Below are 22371 nucleotides of genomic sequence, written 5' to 3' on the forward strand. Positions count from 1 at the left end.
TCTCAGCGCCAGGCCCGTGCGTACTGCGGCGGCACCAGCCCGAGCGGGGCCCCCAGCTCGCGCGCCATCCGCGACGGCGCGTGCGGGTCGCGCAGCAGCTCGCGCGCCAGCAGCACCACGTCCGCGTCGCCGCCGGCCACCACTCCCTCGGCCTGCTCCGCCGTCGTGATCAGCCCGACCGCCCCGACGGGAGCGCCGGTCGCCCGGCCCACCTCGCGCGCGAACGGCACCTGGTAGAGCGGCGCCACCGGGATGTCGGTGCCCTTCACGAGCCCGCCGGTCGAGACGTCGAAGAGGTCGACGCCCTCGTCGCGCGCCCACTCCGAGACCCGGATCGTCTCCTCGAGCGTCCAGCCGCCCTCGGCCCAGTCGGTGGCGGAGAAGCGCACCAGCAGCGGCAGCTCGCCGATCTCGGCCCGCACCGCGCGGACGACCTCGAGCAGGAGCCGCGCGCGGTTCTCCAGCGATCCGCCGTAGGCGTCCTCGCGGTGGTTCGAGAGCGGCGAGAGGAACTGGTGCAGCAGGTAGCCGTGCGCCGCGTGCAGCTCGATCACGTCGAAGCCCGCGTTCACGGCACGGCGGGCGGAGGCGCGGAACGCCTCGACGAGGCCCGGGAGCTCCTCGACGTCGAGCGACCGCGGCACCGCGTAGCCCTCGAACGCGACGGCGGAGGGGGCGACCGTCTCCCAGCCGCCCTCATCGACGGGGACGGAGCCGTGCCCGCTCCACTCGCGGTAGGTCGACGCCTTGCGGCCCGCGTGCGCGAGCTGGATGCCGGCGAGGGCGCCCTGCCCGTGCACGAAGTCGACGATCGGGGCCCAGGCCGCCTGCTGCTCGTCGTTCCAGAGCCCGGTGTCCCAGGGGCTGATCCGTCCTTCCGGCACGACGCCGGTCGCCTCGACGATCACGACCCCCGCCCCGCCGCGCGCGAGCGAGCCGAGGTGCACGAGGTGCCACGGCGTCGGCACGCCGTCCTGCGCCTCCACCGAGTACTGGCACATCGGCGCGGCCCAGACGCGGTTGCGCGCCGTGCGGGAGCGGAGGGTCAGCGGCTGGAAGAGGGCGGGGGAGTCGGTGGTGGTGCCAGGTGCGTCGGTCATCTCAGGGCCAACCGACGGAGCGGCCCGGGTATGCCCGACGGCGCCCTGCCGCCGCCCCGCTCAGCGCGGCCAGGTCGCCCCGGGCGCCTCCTGCCAGACCGAGCTCGGCGGCGCGAGCGACTCCAGCTCCTCGAACAGCGCGTCCGGGATGTCGAGCGCGTCGTCGGCGACGAACGCGTCGTAGTGCTCGGCGCTCGTCGCGCCGACCACCGTCGTCGTCACCCGCGGGTCGCGTGTCGAGAACTGCAGCGCGGCGGCGGCGAGCGGCACGCCCGCCCGCTCGCAGGCCTCGCCCATCGCGGCGACCGCGTCGACGATCTCCTGCGGCGCCGGCGCGTAGGCGTAGCTGCGGACCGGCTCGGGCCAGCGCGCGAGCGCCCCGCCGCCGTAGACCGCCGCGTTCACCACGACGACGCCGCGCGCGACGGAGGCGTCGATCAGCTCCTCGGAGGAGCGGTCGACCAGCGTGAACCGGTTGTGCGTGATCACCGCGTCGAAGAGCCCGGTGTCGACGTAGTGGCGCAGCATCGGCGCGGGCCCGCCCGAGATGCCGATCGAGAGCGCGACCCCCGCATCCTTCATCGCGACGAGCGCGCGAACCGGGCCGTCCTCGGCGAAGGCCTCGTCGTAGGAGATCCGCTCCGGGTCGTGCAGGTAGAGCAGCGGCAGCACGTCCATGCCCAGGCGCTCGCGGCTCTCGTCGAGGCTGCGGCGCATCCGCTCGGCCGAGTAGCTGCCGGTCTCCGGGTCGCGGTCGAGCTTCGTGACGACGGTGATCCCCTCCGGGACCCCGCCGCGCGCCCGCAGCGCCTCGCCGATCAGCCGCTCGCTGTGCCCGAGCGCGTACTCGTTGGAGGTGTCGATCACCGAGACGGGGCGGCTGGCGCCGGAGTCGAGCACGCGCTCGAGCGCGGGCACCGTGTCGAGCGAGCCGACGCGGTCGGGGTTCCAGGAGGTGCCGAGGGTGAGCCGGGTCACCAGGGCGCCGGACGGGCCGAAGGGGCGGAGCGCGGAGGGCTGAGAGGTCATCCCGTCAGCCTGGCAGCCGCGCCCGTCGCCCGTCGAGGGTTCCGTGCACCAGCAGTTCCGTGCACCAGCAGCTCAGTGCACCTGCAGCTCAGTGCACCAGCGTGCTGAGCCACACCACGACGAACCCGAGCAGCGTCGTCACGAGCGTGCTGAGCACCCGACGCTTCCACGAGCTGCCGCGCCGCGCCGACATCAGGTAGCCGAGCGCCGCGAGGATCACGACACCCGCTCCGAGCGCGAGGTAGTACGCCGTCCACTCGTCCAGCACCCCGAGCGGACCGAGCGCGAGCAGCAGCGCCGGCACGACCATCGCGGCGATCATCCCGATCGAGTGCCGGGCGGTGTCCCGCACGGCGGCGAGCACCGTGCGCGGAGTCGGATCCGACTCGGGCAGGCGCGCGATCGTCCCGGAGTAGAGGTGCGCGACCCAGAAGACCGTCACCGAGCCGAGCAGGAACAGCAGGACGTCGAGGTCGGTGTCCTTGTCCCAGCCGACCGCGATCAGCGTGATCGAGAGCACCGTGCCGTAGATCGCACCCTCGGTGCGCATCACCGCGCCGAGCACGCCGACCGCGACCACGGCGCCGGTGCGGGTGGTGACGATCCGCCGCTGCGGCGGCGCCTGCTCGAGGGTCGGGGAGTCGTCGGGATCCATGGAGCTCGGCCTTCCGTCGGGCGCGGGCGACCGGCGGCGGACCGGCCTGACCACACCCTAGGGCCTGTGCGCCCGTGGCCGCGTCTTCAGCGGCACGGGCGGCAGAGCGGCGAGCGAGGGCGCGACGAAGCCGACGACGTCGGAGTAGTGCTCGTCCTCGCCCGAGCGGACGAACGACCAGCACTTCAGCGACGCGGGCCGGTCGCGCAGCGGCAGCGGGCTCGCCTCGACGACCAGGGCTCCGTCGCTGCGGAAGACCACCCGCGCCGGGACCCCGCGGCGGCGGCCGTCGATCGTGTGGCTCGCGGTGGGGCGGAGCACGCCGTCGCGGCTGTCGAGGCCGATGGAGAGGACGGAGCGGAAGTCGTCCGAGGCGGCGCCCATGCCGATCAGGAAGTCGTGGCCGGTGCCGCGGAGCAGGAACACGACGTCGAGCCCCTTCTCGTGCCGGAGCGCGTACGTCGCCGTCAGCATGCCCTGACCGAAGGAGGCCGCGCGCGCCGAGGACTCCTCGTGGTGGGATCGGGCGTCCTGCTCGCGCATGCGGCACTCCTTCGGGTCTGCGGCTCGGTCGAGTCGCCGCCCCCGCCGCTCGTCGTCCCCTTCACCGTAGAGGAGAGCCGTCCTAGGATCGCCCCGTGCCTCGCATCCCGGACAGCGTCCCCACGCCCGCGCTCGTGCTCGACGAGGCGGTCCTCGACCGCAACATCGCGGCCACCGCCCGCTCGGCCCGCGATCGGGGCGTCGCGCTGCGCCCGCACGCCAAGACCCACAAGTCGATCGAGATCGCCCGGCGGCAGCTGGCGGCCGGCGCGGTCGGCCTCACCGTCGCGACCGTGTCGGAGGCCGAGGTGTTCGCGGCCGGCGGTGTCGAGGACCTCTTCATCGCCTACCCGCTCTGGCTCGACGCCGAGCGCGCGGCCCGGCTGCGCGGCGTGCTCGAGCGGGCGCGGGTCCGGGTCGGCGTCGACTCCGCGGAGTCGGCGCGCCGGCTCGCCGCGGCGATCCCCGCCGGCCTCGAGGTCGTCGTCGAGGTCGACTCCGGCCACCACCGCAGCGGAGTGCCGCCGCAGGAGGCCGGCGCGGTGGCCGCCGCCGCGGCGGAGGCCGGGCTCGACGTGGTCGGCGTCTTCACCTTCCCCGGTCACAGCTACGCCCTCGACGGCCGCCGGGCCGCGGCCCGCGACGAGGCCGCCGCGCTCAGCGCCGCCGCGGCCTCGCTCGCCGACGCCGGAGTCCCGGCCCGCGTGATCAGCGGAGGCTCGACCCCGTCCCTCGAGTTCGCCGACGCGGGCGTCCTCACCGAGCTGCGCCCGGGCGTCTCCGCCCTCGGCGACGCGCAGCAGTGGGAGATCGGCACCATCGGCCCGGAGTCGATCGCCGTCACGGTCCTCGCGACGATCGTCGCCCGCCGCGACGACCACCTGATCGCCGACGCCGGCAGCAAGGTGCTCTCCTCCGACCGCGGCGCCGCCTCGACCGGCTTCGGCCGCCTCCTCGAGCACCCCGAGGCCCGCATCACCGTCCTCTCGGAGCACCACGCCACGATCACCGGGGTCGACCTGCCGCTCGGCACCCGGATCCGCATCGCCCCCAACCACGTCTGCGTCGCCGTCAACCTCGCCGACGACTACCGCGTCCTCCGCGCCGACGGCACCACCGCCACCTGGCCCGTCGACGCCCGCGGCCGCAACACCTGACCCCGCTCGCGCCGAGACGTCCTCGAACGGTCGAGGCGTCCAGGTGCTGCTGGACGCCTCGACCAGTGCGGGACGTCTCACCGGCGTGCCGAAGTGCATGGTGCGGCGGTCAGCGCCGCGGCACGCGCAGTCCGACCACCGCGGTCAGCCCGAGCAGCACGAAGGCCGACGCGAAGGCCGCCGTCGGCGACGCCGCGTCCGCGAGGGCCCCCGCCAGCAGCGGCCCGACGACCCCGCCGAGGTCCGACGCCGCCTGGAAGAACGACACCGGCTTCCCGCCGCGCTCGCCCGCCGCATCGCCGACGAGCGCGCCCGGCGCCGTCCCCATGAACGCCGCCGCCGCCCCGTACACGCAGAGCAGCGCGATCAGCAGCCACAGCTCGTGCACCAGCGGCATCGCCAGCATCGCGACGGCCGCGACGGCGAACCCGCCGATCAGCGCGGGCCGCCGCCCGACCGTGTCGACGAAGCGCCCGGCCGGCGCCAGCGCGATCGTCTGCACCACCGCCGCGATCGCGAAGGCGATGCCCGTCCAGGCCGGCTCGTCGCCCAGCCCCTCGACGACGAGCACCGGCACGAGCGTCGCGCGGACGCCCATCGCCGACCAGCCGAGCGCGAAGTTCGCGAGCACCGCGCTCTGGTACCGCCGGTCGCGCGCGACCTCGCGCATCGGCTTGGCGACCGCAGTCACCGCCGCCTCGGCGTCCCGGTCCGGCCGCTGCAGCAGCACCAGCCCGACGATCCCGGCGATCGCGAGCGTGCCCGCGTAGAAGAAGAAGGGAGCGGTCAACGAGATCGCCGTCAGCACGCCGCCGACGGCCGGCCCCGCCATGCCGCCGAGCAGGAACCCGCCCTGGTAGAAGCCGATCGACCGGCCCCGTCGCTCCGGATCCGCCGTCCGCAGCAGCAGCGTCATCGCCGCGACCGAGAACATCGCGGAGCCGATCCCGCCCGCCCCGCGCAGCAGCAGCAGGTGCGCGTAGTCGCCGGCCAGCCCGACGAGCGCGCTGGAGACCGCCACGATCCCGATGCCGACGGCCAGCACGATGCGCTCGCCGACCCGGTCGACCAGCGGCCCGACGAACGGATTCGCGACCAGCCGCATCAGCGCGAACGCCGACACCACCGCCCCGACCTCCACGTAGCCGACCCCGAAGCTCCGCACGTACACCGGCAGCACCGGCACGACGACGCCGAACCCGAGCATCACGAAGAACGCGACGATCCCGAGGACCTTCACGTCGCGGGGGAGCCGCGCCCCGGGTTCACGGATCTTCCACGGAGCACGCACCCACCGACGCTACCCCGTGCCTCCGACACTGCGATCCCGGACGGACGGTACCCTCACTCGGATGAGGTGGAGAAGCAGAGCGGCGGCGGTGCTCCTCGCCGCGCCCGTCCTCCTCCTCACCGGCTGCGCGCTCCCCGGGCAGACGCAGGACCCGGCCCTCTGCCCTCCGGTCGAGGAGTCGTGGAACGTCTTCGCGGCGGACCCCGCGACGGCGAACCGCGAGGCGTTCGAGGCCGCCCTCGACGCGCTGAAGTACGAGTCCGCCACCTCGACCGCGGTCGACGCGGCGCGCTCGGCGAAGTATGCACTGCAGAGCACCCTCGCCCGGAAGCCGGTGCGGAATCCGTCCTTCTGGAACGCCCTCGACCTGATCGCCCGCGAGTGCGCCGAGGCCGGCGTCGAGCTCTCCTTCGACGGCCACGGCGAGCCGCTGCCCGCCGTCGGCTGACCCGTCCAGGAATGCCGGGCCGGGACGTGCGTTGTCCTCAGGGATGACTTCCGCAGCAGACCCGTCCACCGTCCCCGCTCCCGAGCAGCGCGCCCTCGTGGTCGGCGCCACCGGCATCGGCGGCTCCGCCCTCGTCGACCTGCTCACCGAGCGCGGCTGGCCCGTGACCGCCCTCTCGCGTCGGCCGATCGCCGAGCGCCCCGGCGTCACCCCGCTCTCCGCCGACCTCCGCTCCGCCGAGGACCTCGAGCGCGTGCTCGCCGACGAGAAGCCGACCCACGTCTTCTTCACCGCCTGGTCGCGCCAGGCCACGGAGGAGGAGAACATCGCCGTCAACGGCGGCATGGTCCGCGACCTCCTCGCCGCGCTCTCGCACGCGCCGCTCCAGCACGTCGCGCTGGTCACCGGGCTCAAGCACTACCTCGGCCCGTTCGAGGCCTACGGCCAGGGCGCGATGCCCGACACCCCGTTCCACGAGGAGGAGGAGCGCCTCGACGCGCCCAACTTCTACTACGCGCAGGAGGACGAGCTCTTCGCCGCCGCCGAGCGCGACGGCTTCACCTGGTCGGTGCACCGCTCGCACACCGTGATCGGCCACGCGGTCGGCAACGCGATGAACATGGGCCTCACGCTGGCCGTCGCCGCGTCGATCCACCGCGCGCAGGGCACGCCGTTCGTCTTCCCCGGCTCGCTCACGCAGTGGAACGGCCTGACCGACATGACCGACTCCACCGTCCTCGCCGAGCAGATGCTCTGGGCGTCGACCAGCGAGGCGGGCCGCGACGAGGCCTTCAACGTCGTCAACGGCGACGTCTTCCGCTGGCGCTGGATGTGGGCGCGCATCGCCGAGTACTTCGGCGTCGAGCCCGTCGGCCCCGGCGAGGAGCCGCAGCCCCTCGAGCAGCAGATGGCCGGCGCCGACGAGGTCTGGCAGCGCCTCGTCCGCGAGCACGACCTGATCGAGCCCGACCTCGAGCGCGTCGCCTCCTGGTGGCACACCGACGCCGACCTCGGCCGGCAGATCGAGGTCGTCACCGACATCAGCAAGTCGCGCCTGGCCGGCTTCGGCGTGCACCACCGCACCGTCGACTCCTTCACGGCCCTGTTCGACCGCTACCGCGCGGAGCGCCTGATCCCGTAGCCGCCCGATCCCCTAGGCCCGCGGCGACGGGTCGGCGGCCCCGTCCGGTCGCCGACCCGTCGTCCGCACGACACCCGGGCGACACCCTGCGTCCCCCCGGGCTGCCTAGCGTCACGGCATGGCGGCGGCGGAGTACGGACGGGTGGGCACCCGGTGATCGAGCGGGTGGACCCGTTCCTCGGCACCGAGGCGACCCTGCTCCCGGACGCGACCGGGCTCGCTGCGACCTGGTGGTCGCCGAAGCCGCAGATCGGCAACACGCACCCGGGCGCGACCTTCCCGCTCGGGATGGTGTCCGCCTGCTCCTACTCCGGCGCCTACCCGACCGGCTACGGCCGCTACGACCTTGCGCTCGAGGGCGTCCCGCCGACGATCCAGGACGGCCTCGTCGCCTCAGGCTTCACGCACTTCCAGCAGTCCGGCACCGGCGCGATCCGCAAGTACTACAACTACCTCCGCGTCACGCCGATGCTCGAGCCGCTCGACGAGCTCGGCCGCAGCTGGGCGATCGAGGACGAGGTCGCCGAGCCCGGCTACTACGCCGCGACCCTCTCCTCCGGGATCCGCGCCGAGCTCACCGTCGGCCCCGCCTCGGTCGTGCACCGCTACACCTTCCCCGAGCACCGCAGCGCCCGCGTGGTCGTCGACCTCTCGCTCGGCGGTCTCGCGATCCCGTCCGGAGCGACGATCCCGCTCCGCGCGCAGCTGCACTCGATCTCGCCCGGCGTCGCAGCCGGCGAGGTCGTGATGGAGGGCGCGCCGCTCGCCGTCCACCTCGAGTGCGACGCCCTGCAGTGGCGGCAGATGCTCTGGTACGACCGCCGGCTGATGCCGGGCGGCACCCGGCTCGACTTCGACCACATCCGCCCGACGACCCTGCGCCCGTTCGGGCTGATGTGGGCCGGGCCGAGCACGGCCGGCCAGACCGTCGAGCTGCGGATGGGCTTCTCCCTCCGCGGCACCGAGCGCGCCCGCGAGAACCTGCACCGCGACGTTCCGCCGACGACCGGCGGCTTCGACCAGCGCCGCGACCGCACCCGCAAGACCTGGCGGAAGCGCCTGCGCACGATCGCCGTGGACACTCCCTCGCCCGAGCGCGAGACCGTCTTCGCCACGGCGCTCTACCACTCGCTGATCAAGCCCTGCCTGGCGCCGGACGAGAGCCCGTTCTGGCCGAGCGACGGCCCGTTCGTCTTCGACCTCAGCACCATGTGGGACATCTACCGCACCCAGCTCCCGCTGCTCACCGCGCTCCTGCCCGAGCGCGCCGTCGAGATCGGCGCGGCGCTGCTCACCATCTGCGAGGAGGAGGGCAACTTCCCGATCGGCTACCGGATGGCCAAGGGCAGCGACCGCTTCTCCCGCCAGGGCAGCGCGCTCGCGCACACCTTCCTCGCCGACCTCTGCCGCCTCGGCCTGCCCGGCATCGACTGGGAGGCGGCCCTCGTGCACATGGGCGAGGACCTCAAGCGCACCTACGGCGAGGAGTTCCTGGCGGCGGGGGAGGCGCACCCGATCAGCCACACCCTCGACCTCGCGCACGGCTACTGGTGCACCGCCGTCGTGGCGCGGCACGTCGGCGACCACCTCCTCGCCGACCAGCTCGAGGAGCGGGCGGCGCAGTGGGTGAACGCCTACGACCTGCGCTCCGGCCTGCTCAAGGACTCCACCTACTACGAGGGCACCCGGCACAACTACTCCTTCCGCCTGCTGCACGACATGGCCGGCCGCATCGCGATCAGCGGCGGCGACGACGCCTTCGTCGCGCAGCTGGACGAGTTCTTCGGCTACGGCGCCGAGCCCGTCGTGCAGCCGGGACTGCGCCCGGACCGCGCGGAGATGCTCGCGGGCTCCGCCCTCGGCCGCTTCGAGGGGCTGAACAACGAGCCCGACATGGACGCGCCCTGGGCGTACCACTACGCGGGCCGGCCCGACCGCACGGCCGAGATCGTGCACGGGGTGCTGCACCAGCGCTTCGGCGCGGGTCGCGGCGGTCTGCCCGGCAACGACGACTCCGGTGGCCTGAGCTCCTGGTACGTCTGGGCGAGCCTCGGGCTCTTCCCCGTCGCCGGCCAGGGGCTGCTCCTGGTCAACGCGCCGGCCTTCGCGCGCGCCTCGATCGCGGTCGGCGGGGCGGACGTCGAGCTGCGCACGACCGGTTTCGTCGAGCCGGTGCCGGGTGGCCCCGTGCAGTACGTGCAGTCGGCGGAGCTGAACGGCGCACCGCTCGAAGCGAGCTGGATCACCGCCGCCGAGCTGCACCGCGGCGGCGAGCTGACGCTGCACCTCGGCCCCGAGCCGGCCGGCTGGGGGAGCGCCCCTGAGCACCGCCCGCCGTCGTTCCCGCGGCACTGAGCACCCCTACCGCCTCCACCGCCTCCACCCCGCCCGCCTCCCTCCCGCCCGCACCGATCACCCCTGAAGGAGCACCATGGACCAGAGCACGCACGCCCACACCGTGCAGAACCGACTCGTCATCGTGGTCCGCGCGGATCCGGTGATCTGCGGGCACTCGGTCGAGGCCCGCAACCTCGCCGAGACCGCCCTGGAGCGCGGCTTCGACGAGGTGCGGATCGTCACCTGGCCGATCGAGCGGCTCCAGGCCGCCGGCCTCCCGCTCAAGCCGCTCGACGCCGTCCTCCCCTACAGCGACGGCATCATTGTCGAGCGCCCGGAGCCCGTCGGCGACTACAAGGTGCCGGACGGCCGCTTCCTCGCCGGCATGGTCGGCCGCCTGGTCGAGCTGTTCACCGACGGCGTGCCCACCGTCTGCCTCTCCCTCTACCTCAGCCCGCACACCCTCGCGGTGGCGGACGCACTGCGCGCCGCCTGGAGCACCGGACTCCCGGTCGACGTCACGACGATCGCCGAGGCGGTCGGCTCCGACGTCACCAACGTCGTCCGCCGGGCGGTCGAGGACGGCCGCCTCGGCGCCGCCGCGCACATCTTCGCCTCGTACCTCTCGCAGGACCACTGCGTCGCCGTCTCCGAGTACACCCGCGACCTGATCGTCGAGGAGGCCGAGCGGATCGACGCGGTGCACGGCACCCGCTTCGCCGAGCAGTGCCGCGCGCGCATCGAGATCTCCTACCCGGCGATCGACTCCGACGCCTACACCGGGCTCGACCCGGCCGTGGTCGACGAGGTGGTGCGCGCCCGCGGGCTCCGCACCGACGGCTACGTGCTCTTCCTCTCCCGGCTGACGGAGGCGAAGGGCGTCGAGGACCTCATCGCCGGCTACGAGCGCAGCGCCGTGCACACGGATCGGGAGCTGGTCATCGCCGGCCGCGGACCGCAGGAGGCGGAGCTGAGGCGCCTTGCGGCCGCGTCGCCGCTGGCGCACCGCATCCGCTTCCTCGACGACGTCGGCGACGCGGAGAAGCCCTTCCTGATGGCCGGCTGCTCGGCGTTCGTGCTGCCGAGCAAGCCGCGCCCCGAGTTCGTCGAGACCTTCGGCATCGCGCTCGCCGAGAAGATGCTCGCGGGCGGCGGACCCGTCATCACGACCCTGACCGGCGGCATCGGCGAGGCGGTCGGCGAGCACGCGTTCATCACCCCGGTCGACGCTCCGGACACGATCGCCGCGCTGCTCGACCACGTCGTCCTCGAGCTGACCGCGGAGGACCGGGCGCAGCGGGCCGTCGCGGCGCGCGAGTACGCCCTGCAGTTCGACCGCCGCCGGGTGTTCGACCGTATGTTCGCCCGCCTCGGGCGCCCGGTGCAGGCGGGACGGGCCGCCTAGGCGCCGCCCTCGGCCGCGACAGCCAGGCGGTAGCGGACGAAGCGGAGGGTGAAGCTGTGCCGGTCGCCGACGCCGAGGCGCTCCGCCAGCACGCGGATGCCGAGCACGGCGACGACGCGCCACCACTCGAGCTCGTCGGAGACGACGGCGGTGAACTCGTCGCCGGGCCGGACGTCATCGGGATCCGTGCCGGGGGCCCCGGCGCTGGAGCGCGGGGCGGTGGTCGTGTCGATCATGGCGCCGACTCCTGTCGGCAGGCCTCGCGGGAGCGCTTCGGGTGCGCCGCGCACCCGGATGCCGGGCCCACGAGAGGGGGAGCTCGCTACCCGGCATCCGGTCATGCGCGCGGTCACGGGGTCGAGCCCGCCGGAACGAACCCGGACCGCACTCGAAGTGTAGGCCTGCGCCCTGGGCGTGGCGCGAAATGTCAAGCGCTTGCAAGGCAGTTCGGAGAGTCCGACAGATATCGGCGAAGTCGATGCCGGCCGGTCCTTCAGAGGCGACCGGCGCCAGTCGGCGAGCGTCAGGCGGCGCGCTAGGCGGTGTGCGCTAGGCGGCCGGCTCCGCGCGGCGCAGCGGCACGGCGGTCGCGCCGACGGGCTCGGGGACGATGCGCAGACCGGCGCCGCTGTTGGCGCGCTCCATCAGGGCCTCGATCCACTCGGGGTTGATCGTCGGCTGGCGGCTGCCCTTGAAGTCGAACTGCAGCGGGATGGTCGGGTGCATCCAGACGCCGCGGCGGCCGGTCCCGGCGTTCGGGCTGGCGTCGAGGGTGAGCAGGAAGCGCTCGTCCCGGCGGAACTTGTTGATGATGACGATCTGCAGATGGGCCAGAGTCCGGTCGTCGACCTCGATGGCCGCCGGAGGAGTGCCGTACATGATGCTGCCCATGGTCTTCTCCCGTTCGCACGAAGACAGGAGCCTGTCCCTGTCGCTAGAAAGACTGTCTACTAGTTTGACTAACGATGTCAAGCCGTGCCGGATGAACGGACGGTGATGCCGGGCGCGCCCCGAGTGCCGAACGCCGAGGACGCGTTCTCGGCACAGAACGCGGAGGGCGCGGCCGGGCCGAGCGGCTCAGGCGCGGCGTCGCTCGACGGTCAGCTCGTGGTCGGCGTCGTCCTCGAGGACGTCGCCCTGCTCGCCGGGGATCTCGACGATCTCGCGGACGGTCTGCAGGAAGCGGACCACCGCGCTCGCCTCCTCGGGGGAGAGCTGCTCGGCCGCGGCCAGCATCCGCTGGTTCATGTCGTCGAGCGTCTCGCGCACCTCGCGGTGGGAGGTGGGGGTGGCGACGATCCGGATCGCGCGCCGGTCGCTCGGGTGCGGCTGGCGGAGGACGTGACCGCTCTTGACCAGGCGGTCGATGAGGACGGTCGTCGAGGCGGAGGAGATGCCGAGATAGGCGGCGAGGTCCTTCGGACTGACGTGCTGGCCGCCCTGCTGCCGGCGCATGAGGAACTGGACCGCGAGCAGATCGTTCTCGCCCATGCCCATCGATCCGCGGGTGCGTCGGCGCATGGCGCTCTCGGCCGTGCGGAAGGCGCGCATCGCGCCGAGGACCTCGGCGGCCCCGGGCGCGCTCGGAGCGGCCGGGTGCCGGAGGGCAGCCGGCCGAGTCAGCGCGACCTCGTCCATGCACCACAGCTTAGACAGTCATGTAGCAAGAAGATCTAGTCATGTACAACCCCGTCCTGGTGCTTGTCCTCGGCGACCCCAGACGGTACGAATGGACAAGCTAGTTAGACGAGCTAGCGAAATCAGGAGGACGGAGGACGGCATGCTCGACACCGCACCGGTCCTCCCGCTCTCGGATCCCCTCCTCGGCACGACTCTGGCCGACCGCTACCTCCTCCTCGAGCGCATCGGCGAGGGCGGCAGCGCGACGGTCTTCCGGGCGCGCGATCTCAACCTGGCGCGCTCCGTCGCCGTGAAGATCTACCGCGAGGTCGCCGGCACCCCGAACGAGCGGTCGCGGCGCGAGCGCGAGGTGCGCCTGCTGATCGACTCCCGCCACTCCTCGATCGTCGAGATCCTCGACCAGGGCGAGATCGCGACGGACGAGGGCGCGCTCGCCTTCCTCGTCCTCGAGTACTTCGACCCGGCCGATCCTGCCGCCGGCTGGTTCGCCTCCGGCGACGAGCAGCTGCTCGCCGAGATCGGCGCTCAGCTCGCCGACGCTCTGGCGCACCTGCACACGCGGGACGTCCTGCACCGGGACGTGAAGCCCGAGAACGTCCTGGTCCGCACGCGGTCCGTGGCCGCCGCCGGTGCTCGGCACGAGGCGAAGCTCAGCGACTTCGGCATCGCCCGGGCCGTCGACGACGCGCGGCTCACCCGCTCGGACGTCCTGGTCGGGACTGCGGCGTACCTCAGCCCCGAGAGCCTCGGCTCCGGGACGGTCGGCCCGGCGTCCGACGTCTACTCCCTCGGCCTGGTGCTGCTCGAGGCGGTCTCCGGCCGTCGCGCCTACACCGGCACCACCCTGGAGATCTCGCTGCAGAGGATGCACCACGCCCCGGTCGTCCCCGACTCGGTGCCCGAGCGCTGGCGCGGGCTGCTGACCGAGATGACCCGCCTCGACCCCGCCGCCCGCCCGAGCGCCGACGAGGTCGCGCGCCGACTGTGGTCCGGACTGCGCGACGAGCCGCGGGCCACACCGCTGCGCAGCGGCGTGCACGGGGCGATCGCGGCGCTCTCGGCGGTCGCGGTCGGCGTCGCCTCGACGCTCGCGCTGCTCGGCCGTCTCGGCTGACCTGTCGCCCCGGCAGCGCTTCCTCGGTCGACGCGCCGCCTCGGCCGGCCCGTCGACGGCGAGGTCTGGTCCCCGCGGTGCCGCCCCGTCCAGGTGGTGGGCAGGGGCGCTGTCGTAGTCTCCCGGTGACCGTCGACCCGCTGACCGTCGACCGACGCCGACCGTCCGCTGCACCGCCGCGGACCCGAACGGAGCCGATCCCATGAGCCCGCGCCGCCTCTTCCGCATCCTGTCGATCCTCGAGGCGGTGACCTGGACGCTCCTGCTCGTCGGCATGCTGCTCAAGTACGCCGTCGGAGTCGGCGACTGGCCCGTGAGCGTGGCCGGCCCGATCCACGGCTTCGCGTTCCTCGCCTACGGGGCGGCCGCACTCGTCCTCGCGGTGAACCAGCGCTGGACCGTGGGAGCGACCCTGCTCGCGCTGGCCAGCGCCGTGGTGCCGTACACGACCATCCCGCTGGAGCGCGGCTTCGAGCGGCGGGGGCTCCTCGAGGGGGACTGGCGCCGTGAGGCGAGCGGCGACTCGCGCGACCGGAGGCTCCCGAGCCGGCTGCTGCGCTGGGCGCTCGGCCGCCCGGTCCTCGCGGCCGCCCTGGTGCTGGCCGCTGTCGCCGCGGTCTTCGCCGCGCTGCTCGTCGTCGGCCCGCCGGGCGGCGGCGAGGCCTGATGGCCCTGATCGGGTCACCCGCCGCGCGATCGCATCGGGATCCCGCGTGAGCACTCCGGCGCGGTGGATCTCCTTGGAAGAGACGCACGCAGCCGTGCTGGTCGAGTAGCCCCCCGCGCGCTGTTCATGCTGATCGAGTAGCCCGCGCAGCGGGCGTATCGAGATCCACCGTCGTCAGAACGGTGCGGGCACATCGACGAAGTGCGGCCGTGGGGGCGGGTCGGGCGGACGCCCGGGGAGTGCCGGTGGCCGGTTGCTGATCCGCCGGCCCGTCGGGCTCGTCCAGACGATCGCCTCGTCGTCGTGTCTGACGTACGTCCACTGGTCCCCGTGCCGGATGTGGTGGTGCGAGGTGCAGAGTGAGACGAGGTTCTCCAGGGAGGTCTCGCCGCCGTTGCGCCATTCGAGGGTGTGGTCGGCCTCGCTGGTGGCGGCGGGCCGTGTGCAGCCGGCGAAGCGGCAGGTCTGATCGCGGAGTTGGAGGTGCAGGCGCATCTGCGGCGGCGGGATCCGGTAGGTGCGGCCGACGGAGACGACCGCGCCGGTCTCCGGATCGGTCAGGACCCGGGTGAAGGAGGCGGCCGTGCGGATCAGCTCTCGGGCGATCGGTGCGGGCACGGGTCCGTAGCCGTCGAGGTCCGCGGGAGCGTCGTCCAGGCCCACGGCCGTCGACGCGGCGAGGGTCAGCCGCACCTCGGCGCGGATGCCGGGGACGAAGGTCGGGTCCGGCCGATGATCAGGATCAGGGGTCGTTCCCGCTATGTCGCCGTCGCAGAGGAGATCGACGGCGGCGTCGGCGCTGAGCTGCTGGAGAGTGCGGGGGTCGCCGTCGTCGCGGAGGGTGCGGGCGATGCGCCGCAGCCGGTCGTAGGCGCCGGAGACGACCGGTGCAGGAGCGTGAAGGCAGAGCGTCGCCATCCCGTCGACGTCCGGCGTGACCCAGACCGCGCGGTCCTCCCGGGCGCGAGCGTGGCGCTCGGCGAGGGGCTGCTCGTGGAGTTCCTCGCGCCAGCGGCTGAGTGCTCGGCGCAGCTGGGTGGTCGTCATCGTGGGGGCGGCGTCGGCGGCGCGCTCGTCGAGTGCTGCGCGGGAGGCCTCGGGGAGGCTGCTCGCGGTTCTGCAGACGGCCTCGCCGGCCTCCCAGAGGATCCGGGCGTCGCGGAGCAGGGCGCGGGTGAGGGGCAGGTGCTCCATCAGCATCTGCGCGGTCTCGAGGCGTCGGCAGACGTCTCGCTCGGAGACGCCGAGCGTGACCGCGAGCTCGGCGCGGATGGAGCGCTCGACGAGGTCGCGGGTCTCGCTGCGGGTCGCGCCGCGGGCGAAGGATTCCGGGACGGTGAGCGCGACGCGGCAGCCGCGGTGCATCCGTTCCGCGGCCCTCAGGCGCGTCGGGGATGCGGCGCGCTCGGTGGCGGCGGCGTCGGTGAAGCAGTCGCGCACCTCCGCGAGTGCTGCTGCATTCTCATCTTCTGACATACGCGTATTGAAGCAGGGACCACCGACAGCCCGGTCGGAACCAGGGGCTGACCGGGGACAACGCCGTGGGATCGCGTGTGTGGAGGAGACTCGCTCCCGGATGTCTCGGTGATGGCGGGTCTCGATACGCCGCCGGAGGCGGCTACCCGACCAGCATGCCCGGCCGCCCTGCGGGGTGCTCGGCCGGCATGGGCACTCTCTTGCTGGTCGAGTAGCGCGCGCAGCGGGGGTATCGAGACCCACTTGCGTCAGAAGGACGGCTCGGCAGATCGGCCTCGCTGATGACGGTGGGTCTCGATACGCCCTGCGGGCGGCTCGATCAGCAGGGGATGTGTCGCGGCGTCAGGACGTGCGGGTCGCGGCGTCGATCAGGATCTCGGCGGCGCGGCGGGCGTGCAGGGCGGGCTCGGGGGTGCCCGAGATGGCGGCCGTGGTCTGCGCACCCTCGGCGAGGAGGGCGAGCTGCGCGGCCAGCTCGGCGCCGCCGCCGACCTCCTCGGTCAGCACGGCGAGGAACCGCTGGAAGGTGTCCTTGTGCTCCCGGGCCAGCTGCGCGACCGCCGGGTTGGACGAGCCGAACTCGCCGAAGGCGTTGATGAAGCTGCAGCCGCGGAAGGAGTCCTCGGAGAACCAGTCGAAGAGGAAGTCGTAGATCGCCAGGAGCTTCGGCCGGGCGCCGGTCGCGGCGGCGACCCGGCTGCGCACGCCGAGGGTCCACTGCTCGTGGCGGGCCTGCAGCACGGCCAGAACGAGCGACTCCTTGCTCGGGAACTCCGAGTAGAGGCGCTTGAGCGAGACGCCGGCGGCGGTGCGCAGCGCGTCCATCCCGACCGACTGGATCCCGCGCTCGTAGTAGAGGCGGTCGGCGGCCGCGAGGATCGCCTCGCGGGGAGGCGTTGCTTCGAGGGTCGGCGGCGTCATCTCTCCATCGTAGGCGCAGAGGGAACGCGCGTTCTCAGATGTCCGACATCCATCGGCCCCGGCCCCGGCCGCCTCGGCCGCGGGCCCCGGCCGGTGTCGGAGGCTGCTGCTAGCGTCGGGCGCGCCCGGACCCCTCCTGATCGTCGCCGGCGATCGGGGCCCGTGCGAGAGGCGGTCCCCGTGGTTCTGGCGATGCAGGCGGACGAGTTCGGCGGGCCCGAGGCCCTCCACGCGGTGACGGTCGAGCCCGGCGAGCCCGGTCCCGGCCGGGTGCGCATCCGCGTGCGCGCCGCGGGCGTCAATCCCGCGGACGCGAAGCTCCTCCGCGGTCTCTTCGGCCGCGGACGCACCCCCGTCCGCCCCGGCAGCGAGGTCGCCGGAGTGGTCACCGCGGTGGGGGAGGACGCGGCCGGGCCCCTCGGCACCGTCGCGGTCGGCGACGAGGTGGTCGCCTTCCGGGTCTCCGGCGGCTACTCCGAGGAGCTGGTGGTGCCGGCCGCCTCGGTCCTGCCGAAGCCGCCGGGCCTCGCCTGGGAGCAGGCGGCCGGGCTCCTGCTCACCGGCACGACCGCGGTGCACCTGCTCGAGGCGACGCACGTCTCCGCCGACGACACCGTCCTGATCCACGGGGCGAGCGGCGCCGTCGGCAGCCTCCTCGTCCAGCTCGTGCGCGAGCGCGGCGCGCGTGCCGTCGGCACGTCCAGCGAGCGGGGCGCCGCGATCGTCGAGCGCTTCGGCGGCGAGTCCGTGCGCTACGGGGAGGGGCTGGTGGAGCGGGTGCGCGCGCTGGCGCCCGAGGGCGTCGACGTCGCGCTCGACACGGCCGGCACCGACGAGGCGCTCGACGCCTCCGTCGCGCTCGTCGCCGACCGCTCCCGGATCGCCACCGTCGCCGGCTTCGAGCGCGGCGCGGCGCTCGGCGTCCTGCTGCTGGGCGGCGGCGAAGGCGCCGATCCCGGCACGGCCCTCCGCGACGCCGCCCGGGCGCCGCTGCTCGAGCGGGCCGGCCGGGGTGAGCTCGAGGTGGTGCTCGGCCGCTCCTTCCCGCTCGCCTCTGCCGTGGAGGCGCTCGCGCTGGTGGAGTCGGGCCGCGCCGGCGGCAAGGTGGTGCTCCTCCCCTGAACGCCGTCGACCCCAGCGCCGCAGACTCCCGACCCGTGGACCCGCGCCCCGTCGACCTCGGCGCGAACGGCCCCTTCGACGTCGTCGGCGCCGCGAACCTCCTCCTGCACCACTCACTGCCCGGGGTCGAGCGGGTCTCCGACGACGGTCGGCGCCTCGAGCGCCACGTCACCGTCGGGTCGCGACCGGTGCCGCTCGCGCTCGAGCTGACCGCTTCCGGCGTCCGGGTCACGACGACCCACCCCGCCGTCCTCCCGCTGGTCCGCGCCTGGTTCGACCTCGACTCCGACGTCGAGGCGATCGGCGCCGCCCTCGCCCGCGATCCGCTGCTGGCCCCGATGGTCGCCGCCCGGCCGGGCCTGCGGGCGACGCAGTATCCCGAGCCGTTCGAGGCCGCGGTGATGGCGGTGCTCGGCCAGCAGGTGTCGGTGGCGGCGGCGAGGACCTTCGGCGGGCGCGTCGTCACCGCGTTCGGACGCGAGGGCGAGGGGGGACTCCGCTCGTTCCCGACGCCCGAGGCCCTCCTCGCCGGACCGATCGAGGGGCTGCGCGCCGCGATCGGCGTGACGCGGGCCCGCGCCGCGACCGTCCGCGCCGTCGCGGCGGCCTTCGCCGACGGTCTGGTGCTCGATCGCGCGGGCGACCTGCCCGAGCAGCGCCGGCTCCTGCTCGCGATCCCCGGCATCGGGCCGTGGACCGCCGACTACCTCGGCCTCCGGCTGCTCGGCGACCCGGACGCGTTCCCCGCGGGCGACCTCGTGCTGCGCCGCGCCCTCGGCGGGATCGGCACGGCGGCGGCGGACGCGGCCTCGCAGGCCTGGCGTCCGCACCGCGCCCATGCGGCGTTCCACCTCTGGGCGTCGACGGGCGCCGTGTGAGGCCTCCGAGCCCGTGCCGTCCGAGCCCGTGCGGTCCGAGCCTGTGCGGTCCGAGCCTGTGCGGTCCGAGCCTGTGCGGTCCGAGCCCCTGCGACCGGCCCGAGCGCGTCCCGCCTAGCCCGAGGAGGCGCGCACGACGAGGGTGCCCTCGAGGAGGGTCGAGCCGGTCACGCCGCCGATCAGGCGGTCGAGGGCGGCCTCGGCCAGCGCCTCGAGCGGCTGCCGCAGCGAGGTGAGGGGCGGTGCGCTGTACTCGCCCTCCCAGGTGCCGTCGAAGCTCGCGACCGCGATGTCGTCCGGCACCCGGAGCTCCGCGTCACGGAGCGCGCGGAGCACGCCGATCCCGATCAGGTCGGAGGCGGCGAAGACGGCGTCGGGCCGGGGCGACAGACCGGCCAGGACCCGGCCGGCGGCCCAGCCGCCCTCGCGGGAGTAGTCGCTGCGGAGTGCGGGACCCGGCTCCCGCCCGGCGTCGAGGCACGCCGACTCCCAGCCGCGCCGACGGGCCTCGAACCGGCCGCGGTCGTCCCGCTCGACGTCGCCGACGAAGGCGATGCGGCGCCGACCCGTCTCGAGGAGGTGGCGGGTCACCGCCGCCGCGCCGGCCTCCAGGTCGACGCCGACGCCGTTCGCCCCCGACTCGTCGCTGCTGTTGAGCTGCAGCCAGGGCACGCCGAAGGCGTCGATCGAGCCCCGGTCGACGGGGCCGCCCGCCAGGAGGAGCACCCCGGCGATCTGCCGCGCGGTCAGATCGCGGAGGCGGGCGTGCAGGGCGTCGACGTCCGGGATCGAGGTGACCACGAGCAGATCGAGTCCTCGGGCGCGCGCCGCGTCCTCGACGGCGCTGGCCAGCTCGGTGAAGAGCGGATTGGTGAACACCCGCCGACTGCCGACCGGGGCGAGCAGCGCGATGGTCCGCGAGGTCCCGGTCCGGAGGGCGGCCGCCGTGGCGTTCGGCCGGTAGCCGAGCTCGGCGATCGCCGCCCGCACCCGCGCCGCGGTCGCCTCGGCGACGGGCGCGGTCCCGGTGAGCGTGTACGTCACGACGGCGTCGCTGACGCCGGCCAGGCGGGCGACGTCGCGCCGAGTGACCCGTCGCGAGGTGTTCATCGCAGCGAACCTACCGCGCCCGCGCTGACAGCGCCCGCCCCGCCCGCGCCCGTCCGAAGGGAGTCACCCGCCTCAGCTCGCGGGCGGCCGCACGCTCCCGACCCGGGTCACCTCGTAGAGCACCCCGCGCTCCGGGTGCAGGAGCGGCGGGACGAGTCCCGCTCGGCCGAGCAGGGCGCCGGACAGCTCGAACGCCCCGCCGTCCTGCGGCCACCAGATCGCGTCACGGACCGCGGCGTCCCGCGCGCCGATGACGACGGGGGCGACCCGGTACACCGACTCCGGATCGAGGCCGGGCAGGCGGACCCGCCCGGGGGAGACGACGCCGGCGCGGGCCAGCGAGACGTACGCGAAGACGGCGGCCGAGCGGTCGGGAGCGACGACACCGTGCACCGCGATCGTCTCGTCCGGGTGGTCCAGGCGGACGAGGTCGCCGCCGTGCAGCAGCGGCCGGAGCCGCTTGTGCAGGGCGATCCACTGGCGCAGCTCCTCGAGCTCCTCGTCGCCGGCGGAGCGCAGGTCCCACTCGACGCCGAGGTGGCCGAACAGCGCCGTCAGAGCGCGGAAGGACAGGTCGTGCACGCGGCCCGTCGTGTGCGAGGCGCCCGACGCGATGTGGGTCCCCATCAGCTCCGGCGGCAGCAGCTGGCCGGTCCAGCGGTTCATCTGCTGACGGTCGAGCGGGTCGTTGTTGTCGGAGACCCAGACGCGGTCGGTCCGCTCCAGGATCTCCAGGTCGACCCGCGCTCCGCCCGAGGAGCAGGACTCGATCTCGAGCCCCGGGTGCAGGGCCCGGATCTCGTCCATCAGCCGGTAGACCGCGAGCGTCTGGCGGTGCACGCCCGGCGCGCCGTCGGGGCGCCGGCCCGCGTCGGTGAGGTCGCGGTTGTGGTCCCACTTGATGTAGCCGATGTCGTACTCGTCGAGGATCGCGAGGATCGCGTCGCGGAGGTGCGCGAAGCAGTCCGGATCGCCCAGGTCGAGGACCTGCTGCCAGCGCGACTCGGGGGGCATCCGGTCACCGGTCGAGAGGATCCACTCAGGGTGCGCCCGGGCGAGGTCGGAGTCCGGGTTGACCATCTCGGGCTCGAACCAGAGCCCGAACTGCAGGCCGAGGGAGCGCACGTGGTCGACCAGGGGGTGCAGTCCGTCCGGCCAGACGTCGCTCGAGACGGTCCAGTCGCCCAGGCCGGAGTGGTCGTCCCGGCGGCTCCCGAACCAGCCGTCGTCGAGCACGAAGCGCTCGATCCCGAGGTCCGCGGCGCGGTCGGCCAGCTCGACGAGCGCGTCGAGGTCGTGGTCGAAGTAGACGGCCTCCCACACGTTGATCGTGACGGGCCGCGCCGAGTGCGGGTGGCCCGGCCGGGCGCGGAGCTGCCGGTGGAAGCGCCGCGCGACCTCGTCGAGTCCGTCGCCGTAGACGGCGTGGATCCACGGTCCGGTGTAGGTCTCGCCGTGGGCGAGCCGGATCTCGCCGGGCAGCAGCAGCTCGCCGCCGCCGAGGGTCTGCACGCCGGTGTGCACGCGCTCGACCTGGTGGACGTGGTTGCCGGACCACGCGGTGTGCAGGCCCCAGACCTCGCCGCGGGCGAAGCCGAAGCCGGGCTCGCCGACGCTGAGCAGGGTGGCGGCGTCCGCCCCCGTCCGCCCGTGCCGGCCCTCGCGGCGGTGCGCGCCGATGGTGACGGCCGAGCGCTGCGGCACGCGCTCCTTGCCCCAGCGGCCGGCGAAGTCGAGGATCTCGCTCGCCGAGGGCGGGGTGGGCAGGCTGAGCAGCAGCTCGTCGACCTGGTAGCCGTCCTCGCCGAGGTTGGTGAGCGCCGCCCGCATCCGCAGCACGCCGGAGGGGTCCAGGACGATCACGATCTCGAGTCCGAGCGCGGCGACGTCGTCCCGGGCGCAGACGACGAGCGTGCCCGCGCCGGCGTCCGCGATCTCGCCGGCCGCAAGGGCGGCGCCGTCGAGCTCGAGGCTGGTGGTGCGGAAGGCCGGCGACCAGGCCGCCCCCGCGCGGGACCCGCTGAGGCCGGGCCGGCCGGTCCAGCCGGTGGAGTGCTCGAGGAGCACCGCGAGACGGATCGGCTCGTCGATGTCGTTCGGGCCGACCGGGGCGACGCCCGAGAGCACCAGCGCGTCGAACGCCGCCCGATCGAGCGGCCCGCAGTCCGCCCCCCAGTGCGCGACCGACGGGAGCCGGGAGTCGCTGAGGTCCAGCACGAGGGCGACTCCGGCGCTGCGGAGGACGACTCCGGTCGAGGGGGTGGCGAGTGTCACGGTGAGTGTTCCTGTTCTGCCCGGATCAGGGCTGTTCTGCCCGGTCAGGGCTGTTCTGCCCG

General features: G+C 74.2%; 21 protein-coding genes. 9 read left to right on the top strand and 12 right to left on the bottom strand.

Features of this window, described 5'->3' with window-relative positions; translation table 11 throughout:
• Nucleotides 1-2: 2 nt before the first annotated feature.
• The 4 genes from EDF36_RS09375 to EDF36_RS09390 all read right to left on the bottom strand — a co-directional run bounded on the left by EDF36_RS09375 (nucleotide 3) and on the right by EDF36_RS09390 (nucleotide 3327).
• Entirely contained in the window at nucleotides 3-1100 is a 1098-nt protein-coding gene (locus EDF36_RS09375) for an NADH:flavin oxidoreductase/NADH oxidase (RefSeq protein ID WP_123732779.1), read from the bottom strand.
• A 60-nt stretch (nucleotides 1101-1160) separates the two neighbouring features.
• Entirely contained in the window at nucleotides 1161-2129 is a 969-nt protein-coding gene (locus EDF36_RS09380) for an aldo/keto reductase (RefSeq protein WP_123732780.1), read from the bottom strand.
• Nucleotides 2130-2217: 88 nt separating this feature from the next.
• Entirely contained in the window at nucleotides 2218-2784 is a 567-nt protein-coding gene (locus EDF36_RS09385) for a hypothetical protein (RefSeq protein ID WP_123705415.1), read from the bottom strand.
• 57 nt (nucleotides 2785-2841) lie between these two features.
• On the bottom strand, nucleotides 2842-3327 hold the full coding sequence (locus EDF36_RS09390) for a hypothetical protein (RefSeq protein ID WP_123732781.1): 486 nt from the start codon (nucleotides 3325-3327) through the stop codon (nucleotides 2842-2844).
• 95 nt (nucleotides 3328-3422) lie between these two features.
• Here EDF36_RS09390 and EDF36_RS09395 point away from each other — a divergent pair, with 95 nt between their 5' ends.
• The gene (locus EDF36_RS09395; protein WP_221181633.1) at nucleotides 3423-4484 is read left to right on the top strand and encodes an alanine racemase; all 1062 of its coding nucleotides are present in this window, start codon (nucleotides 3423-3425) and stop codon (nucleotides 4482-4484) included.
• A gap of 109 nt (nucleotides 4485-4593) precedes the next feature.
• Here the strand turns inward: EDF36_RS09395 and EDF36_RS09400 are convergent, their stop codons facing one another.
• Entirely contained in the window at nucleotides 4594-5775 is a 1182-nt protein-coding gene (locus EDF36_RS09400) for an MFS transporter (RefSeq protein WP_260300645.1), read from the bottom strand.
• Between the two features lie 61 nt (nucleotides 5776-5836).
• On the opposite strand from EDF36_RS09400, the gene EDF36_RS09405 reads away from it, so the two are divergent.
• The 4 genes from EDF36_RS09405 to EDF36_RS09420 all read left to right on the top strand — a co-directional run bounded on the left by EDF36_RS09405 (nucleotide 5837) and on the right by EDF36_RS09420 (nucleotide 11106).
• Nucleotides 5837-6223, top strand: coding sequence for a hypothetical protein (locus EDF36_RS09405; RefSeq protein WP_148060012.1), 387 nt, complete (start codon nucleotides 5837-5839; stop codon nucleotides 6221-6223).
• Nucleotides 6224-6266: 43 nt separating this feature from the next.
• Entirely contained in the window at nucleotides 6267-7364 is a 1098-nt protein-coding gene (locus EDF36_RS09410; protein WP_185020427.1) for an SDR family oxidoreductase, read from the top strand.
• A gap of 153 nt (nucleotides 7365-7517) precedes the next feature.
• Entirely contained in the window at nucleotides 7518-9719 is a 2202-nt protein-coding gene (locus EDF36_RS09415; protein WP_123732784.1) for a glycoside hydrolase domain-containing protein, read from the top strand.
• Nucleotides 9720-9795: 76 nt separating this feature from the next.
• Nucleotides 9796-11106: a glycosyltransferase family 4 protein gene (locus tag EDF36_RS09420; RefSeq protein ID WP_123732785.1), complete on the top strand. Its 1311-nt coding sequence runs from the start codon at nucleotides 9796-9798 to the stop codon at nucleotides 11104-11106.
• Here the strand turns inward: EDF36_RS09420 and EDF36_RS09425 are convergent.
• From EDF36_RS09425 to EDF36_RS09435, 3 genes are all read right to left on the bottom strand, one after another.
• Entirely contained in the window at nucleotides 11103-11342 is a 240-nt protein-coding gene (locus EDF36_RS09425; RefSeq protein WP_123705408.1) for a hypothetical protein, read from the bottom strand. The genes EDF36_RS09420 and EDF36_RS09425 overlap by 4 nt on opposite strands.
• Before the next feature lie 313 nt (nucleotides 11343-11655).
• On the bottom strand, nucleotides 11656-11997 hold the full coding sequence (locus tag EDF36_RS09430) for an ATP-dependent DNA ligase (RefSeq protein WP_123705407.1): 342 nt from the start codon (nucleotides 11995-11997) through the stop codon (nucleotides 11656-11658).
• A gap of 186 nt (nucleotides 11998-12183) precedes the next feature.
• Complete coding sequence (locus tag EDF36_RS09435) at nucleotides 12184-12744, bottom strand: MarR family winged helix-turn-helix transcriptional regulator (RefSeq protein ID WP_123732786.1); 561 nt, start codon at nucleotides 12742-12744, stop codon at nucleotides 12184-12186.
• A gap of 142 nt (nucleotides 12745-12886) precedes the next feature.
• Between EDF36_RS09435 and EDF36_RS09440 the strand changes: the two genes are divergently transcribed.
• The gene (locus EDF36_RS09440) at nucleotides 12887-13861 is read left to right on the top strand and encodes a serine/threonine-protein kinase (protein WP_185020428.1); all 975 of its coding nucleotides are present in this window, start codon (nucleotides 12887-12889) and stop codon (nucleotides 13859-13861) included.
• 202 nt (nucleotides 13862-14063) lie between these two features.
• Nucleotides 14064-14528 carry a DUF3817 domain-containing protein gene (locus tag EDF36_RS09445; RefSeq protein ID WP_123732788.1) on the top strand — a complete coding sequence of 155 codons (465 nt, stop codon included), beginning with the start codon at nucleotides 14064-14066 and terminating at the stop codon, nucleotides 14526-14528.
• Nucleotides 14529-14702: 174 nt separating this feature from the next.
• Here EDF36_RS09445 and EDF36_RS09450 read toward each other — a convergent pair whose 3' ends face one another.
• On the bottom strand, nucleotides 14703-16004 hold the full coding sequence (locus EDF36_RS09450; RefSeq protein WP_123732789.1) for an HNH endonuclease signature motif containing protein: 1302 nt from the start codon (nucleotides 16002-16004) through the stop codon (nucleotides 14703-14705).
• Between the two features lie 342 nt (nucleotides 16005-16346).
• Complete coding sequence (locus EDF36_RS09455) at nucleotides 16347-16925, bottom strand: TetR/AcrR family transcriptional regulator (protein ID WP_123705403.1); 579 nt, start codon at nucleotides 16923-16925, stop codon at nucleotides 16347-16349.
• Between the two features lie 180 nt (nucleotides 16926-17105).
• On the opposite strand from EDF36_RS09455, the gene EDF36_RS09460 reads away from it, so the two are divergent.
• Nucleotides 17106-18047, top strand: a complete 942-nt coding sequence (locus EDF36_RS09460) for an NADP-dependent oxidoreductase (protein WP_260300646.1) — start codon at nucleotides 17106-17108, stop codon at nucleotides 18045-18047.
• A gap of 35 nt (nucleotides 18048-18082) precedes the next feature.
• A complete protein-coding gene (locus EDF36_RS09465) occupies nucleotides 18083-18925 on the top strand; it encodes a DNA-3-methyladenine glycosylase (protein ID WP_221181634.1) in 843 nt (280 codons plus the stop codon).
• 114 nt (nucleotides 18926-19039) lie between these two features.
• Here the strand turns inward: EDF36_RS09465 and EDF36_RS09470 are convergent, their stop codons facing one another.
• Nucleotides 19040-20035, bottom strand: coding sequence for a LacI family DNA-binding transcriptional regulator (locus EDF36_RS09470; RefSeq protein ID WP_123732791.1), 996 nt, complete (start codon nucleotides 20033-20035; stop codon nucleotides 19040-19042).
• 72 nt (nucleotides 20036-20107) lie between these two features.
• Nucleotides 20108-22309, bottom strand: coding sequence for an alpha-galactosidase (locus EDF36_RS09475; protein WP_123732792.1), 2202 nt, complete (start codon nucleotides 22307-22309; stop codon nucleotides 20108-20110).
• Nucleotides 22310-22371: the final 62 nt, after the last annotated feature.

It is taken from the genome of Rathayibacter sp. PhB152 (assembly GCF_003751395.1).
GTDB lineage: Bacteria > Actinomycetota > Actinomycetes > Actinomycetales > Microbacteriaceae > Rathayibacter > Rathayibacter festucae.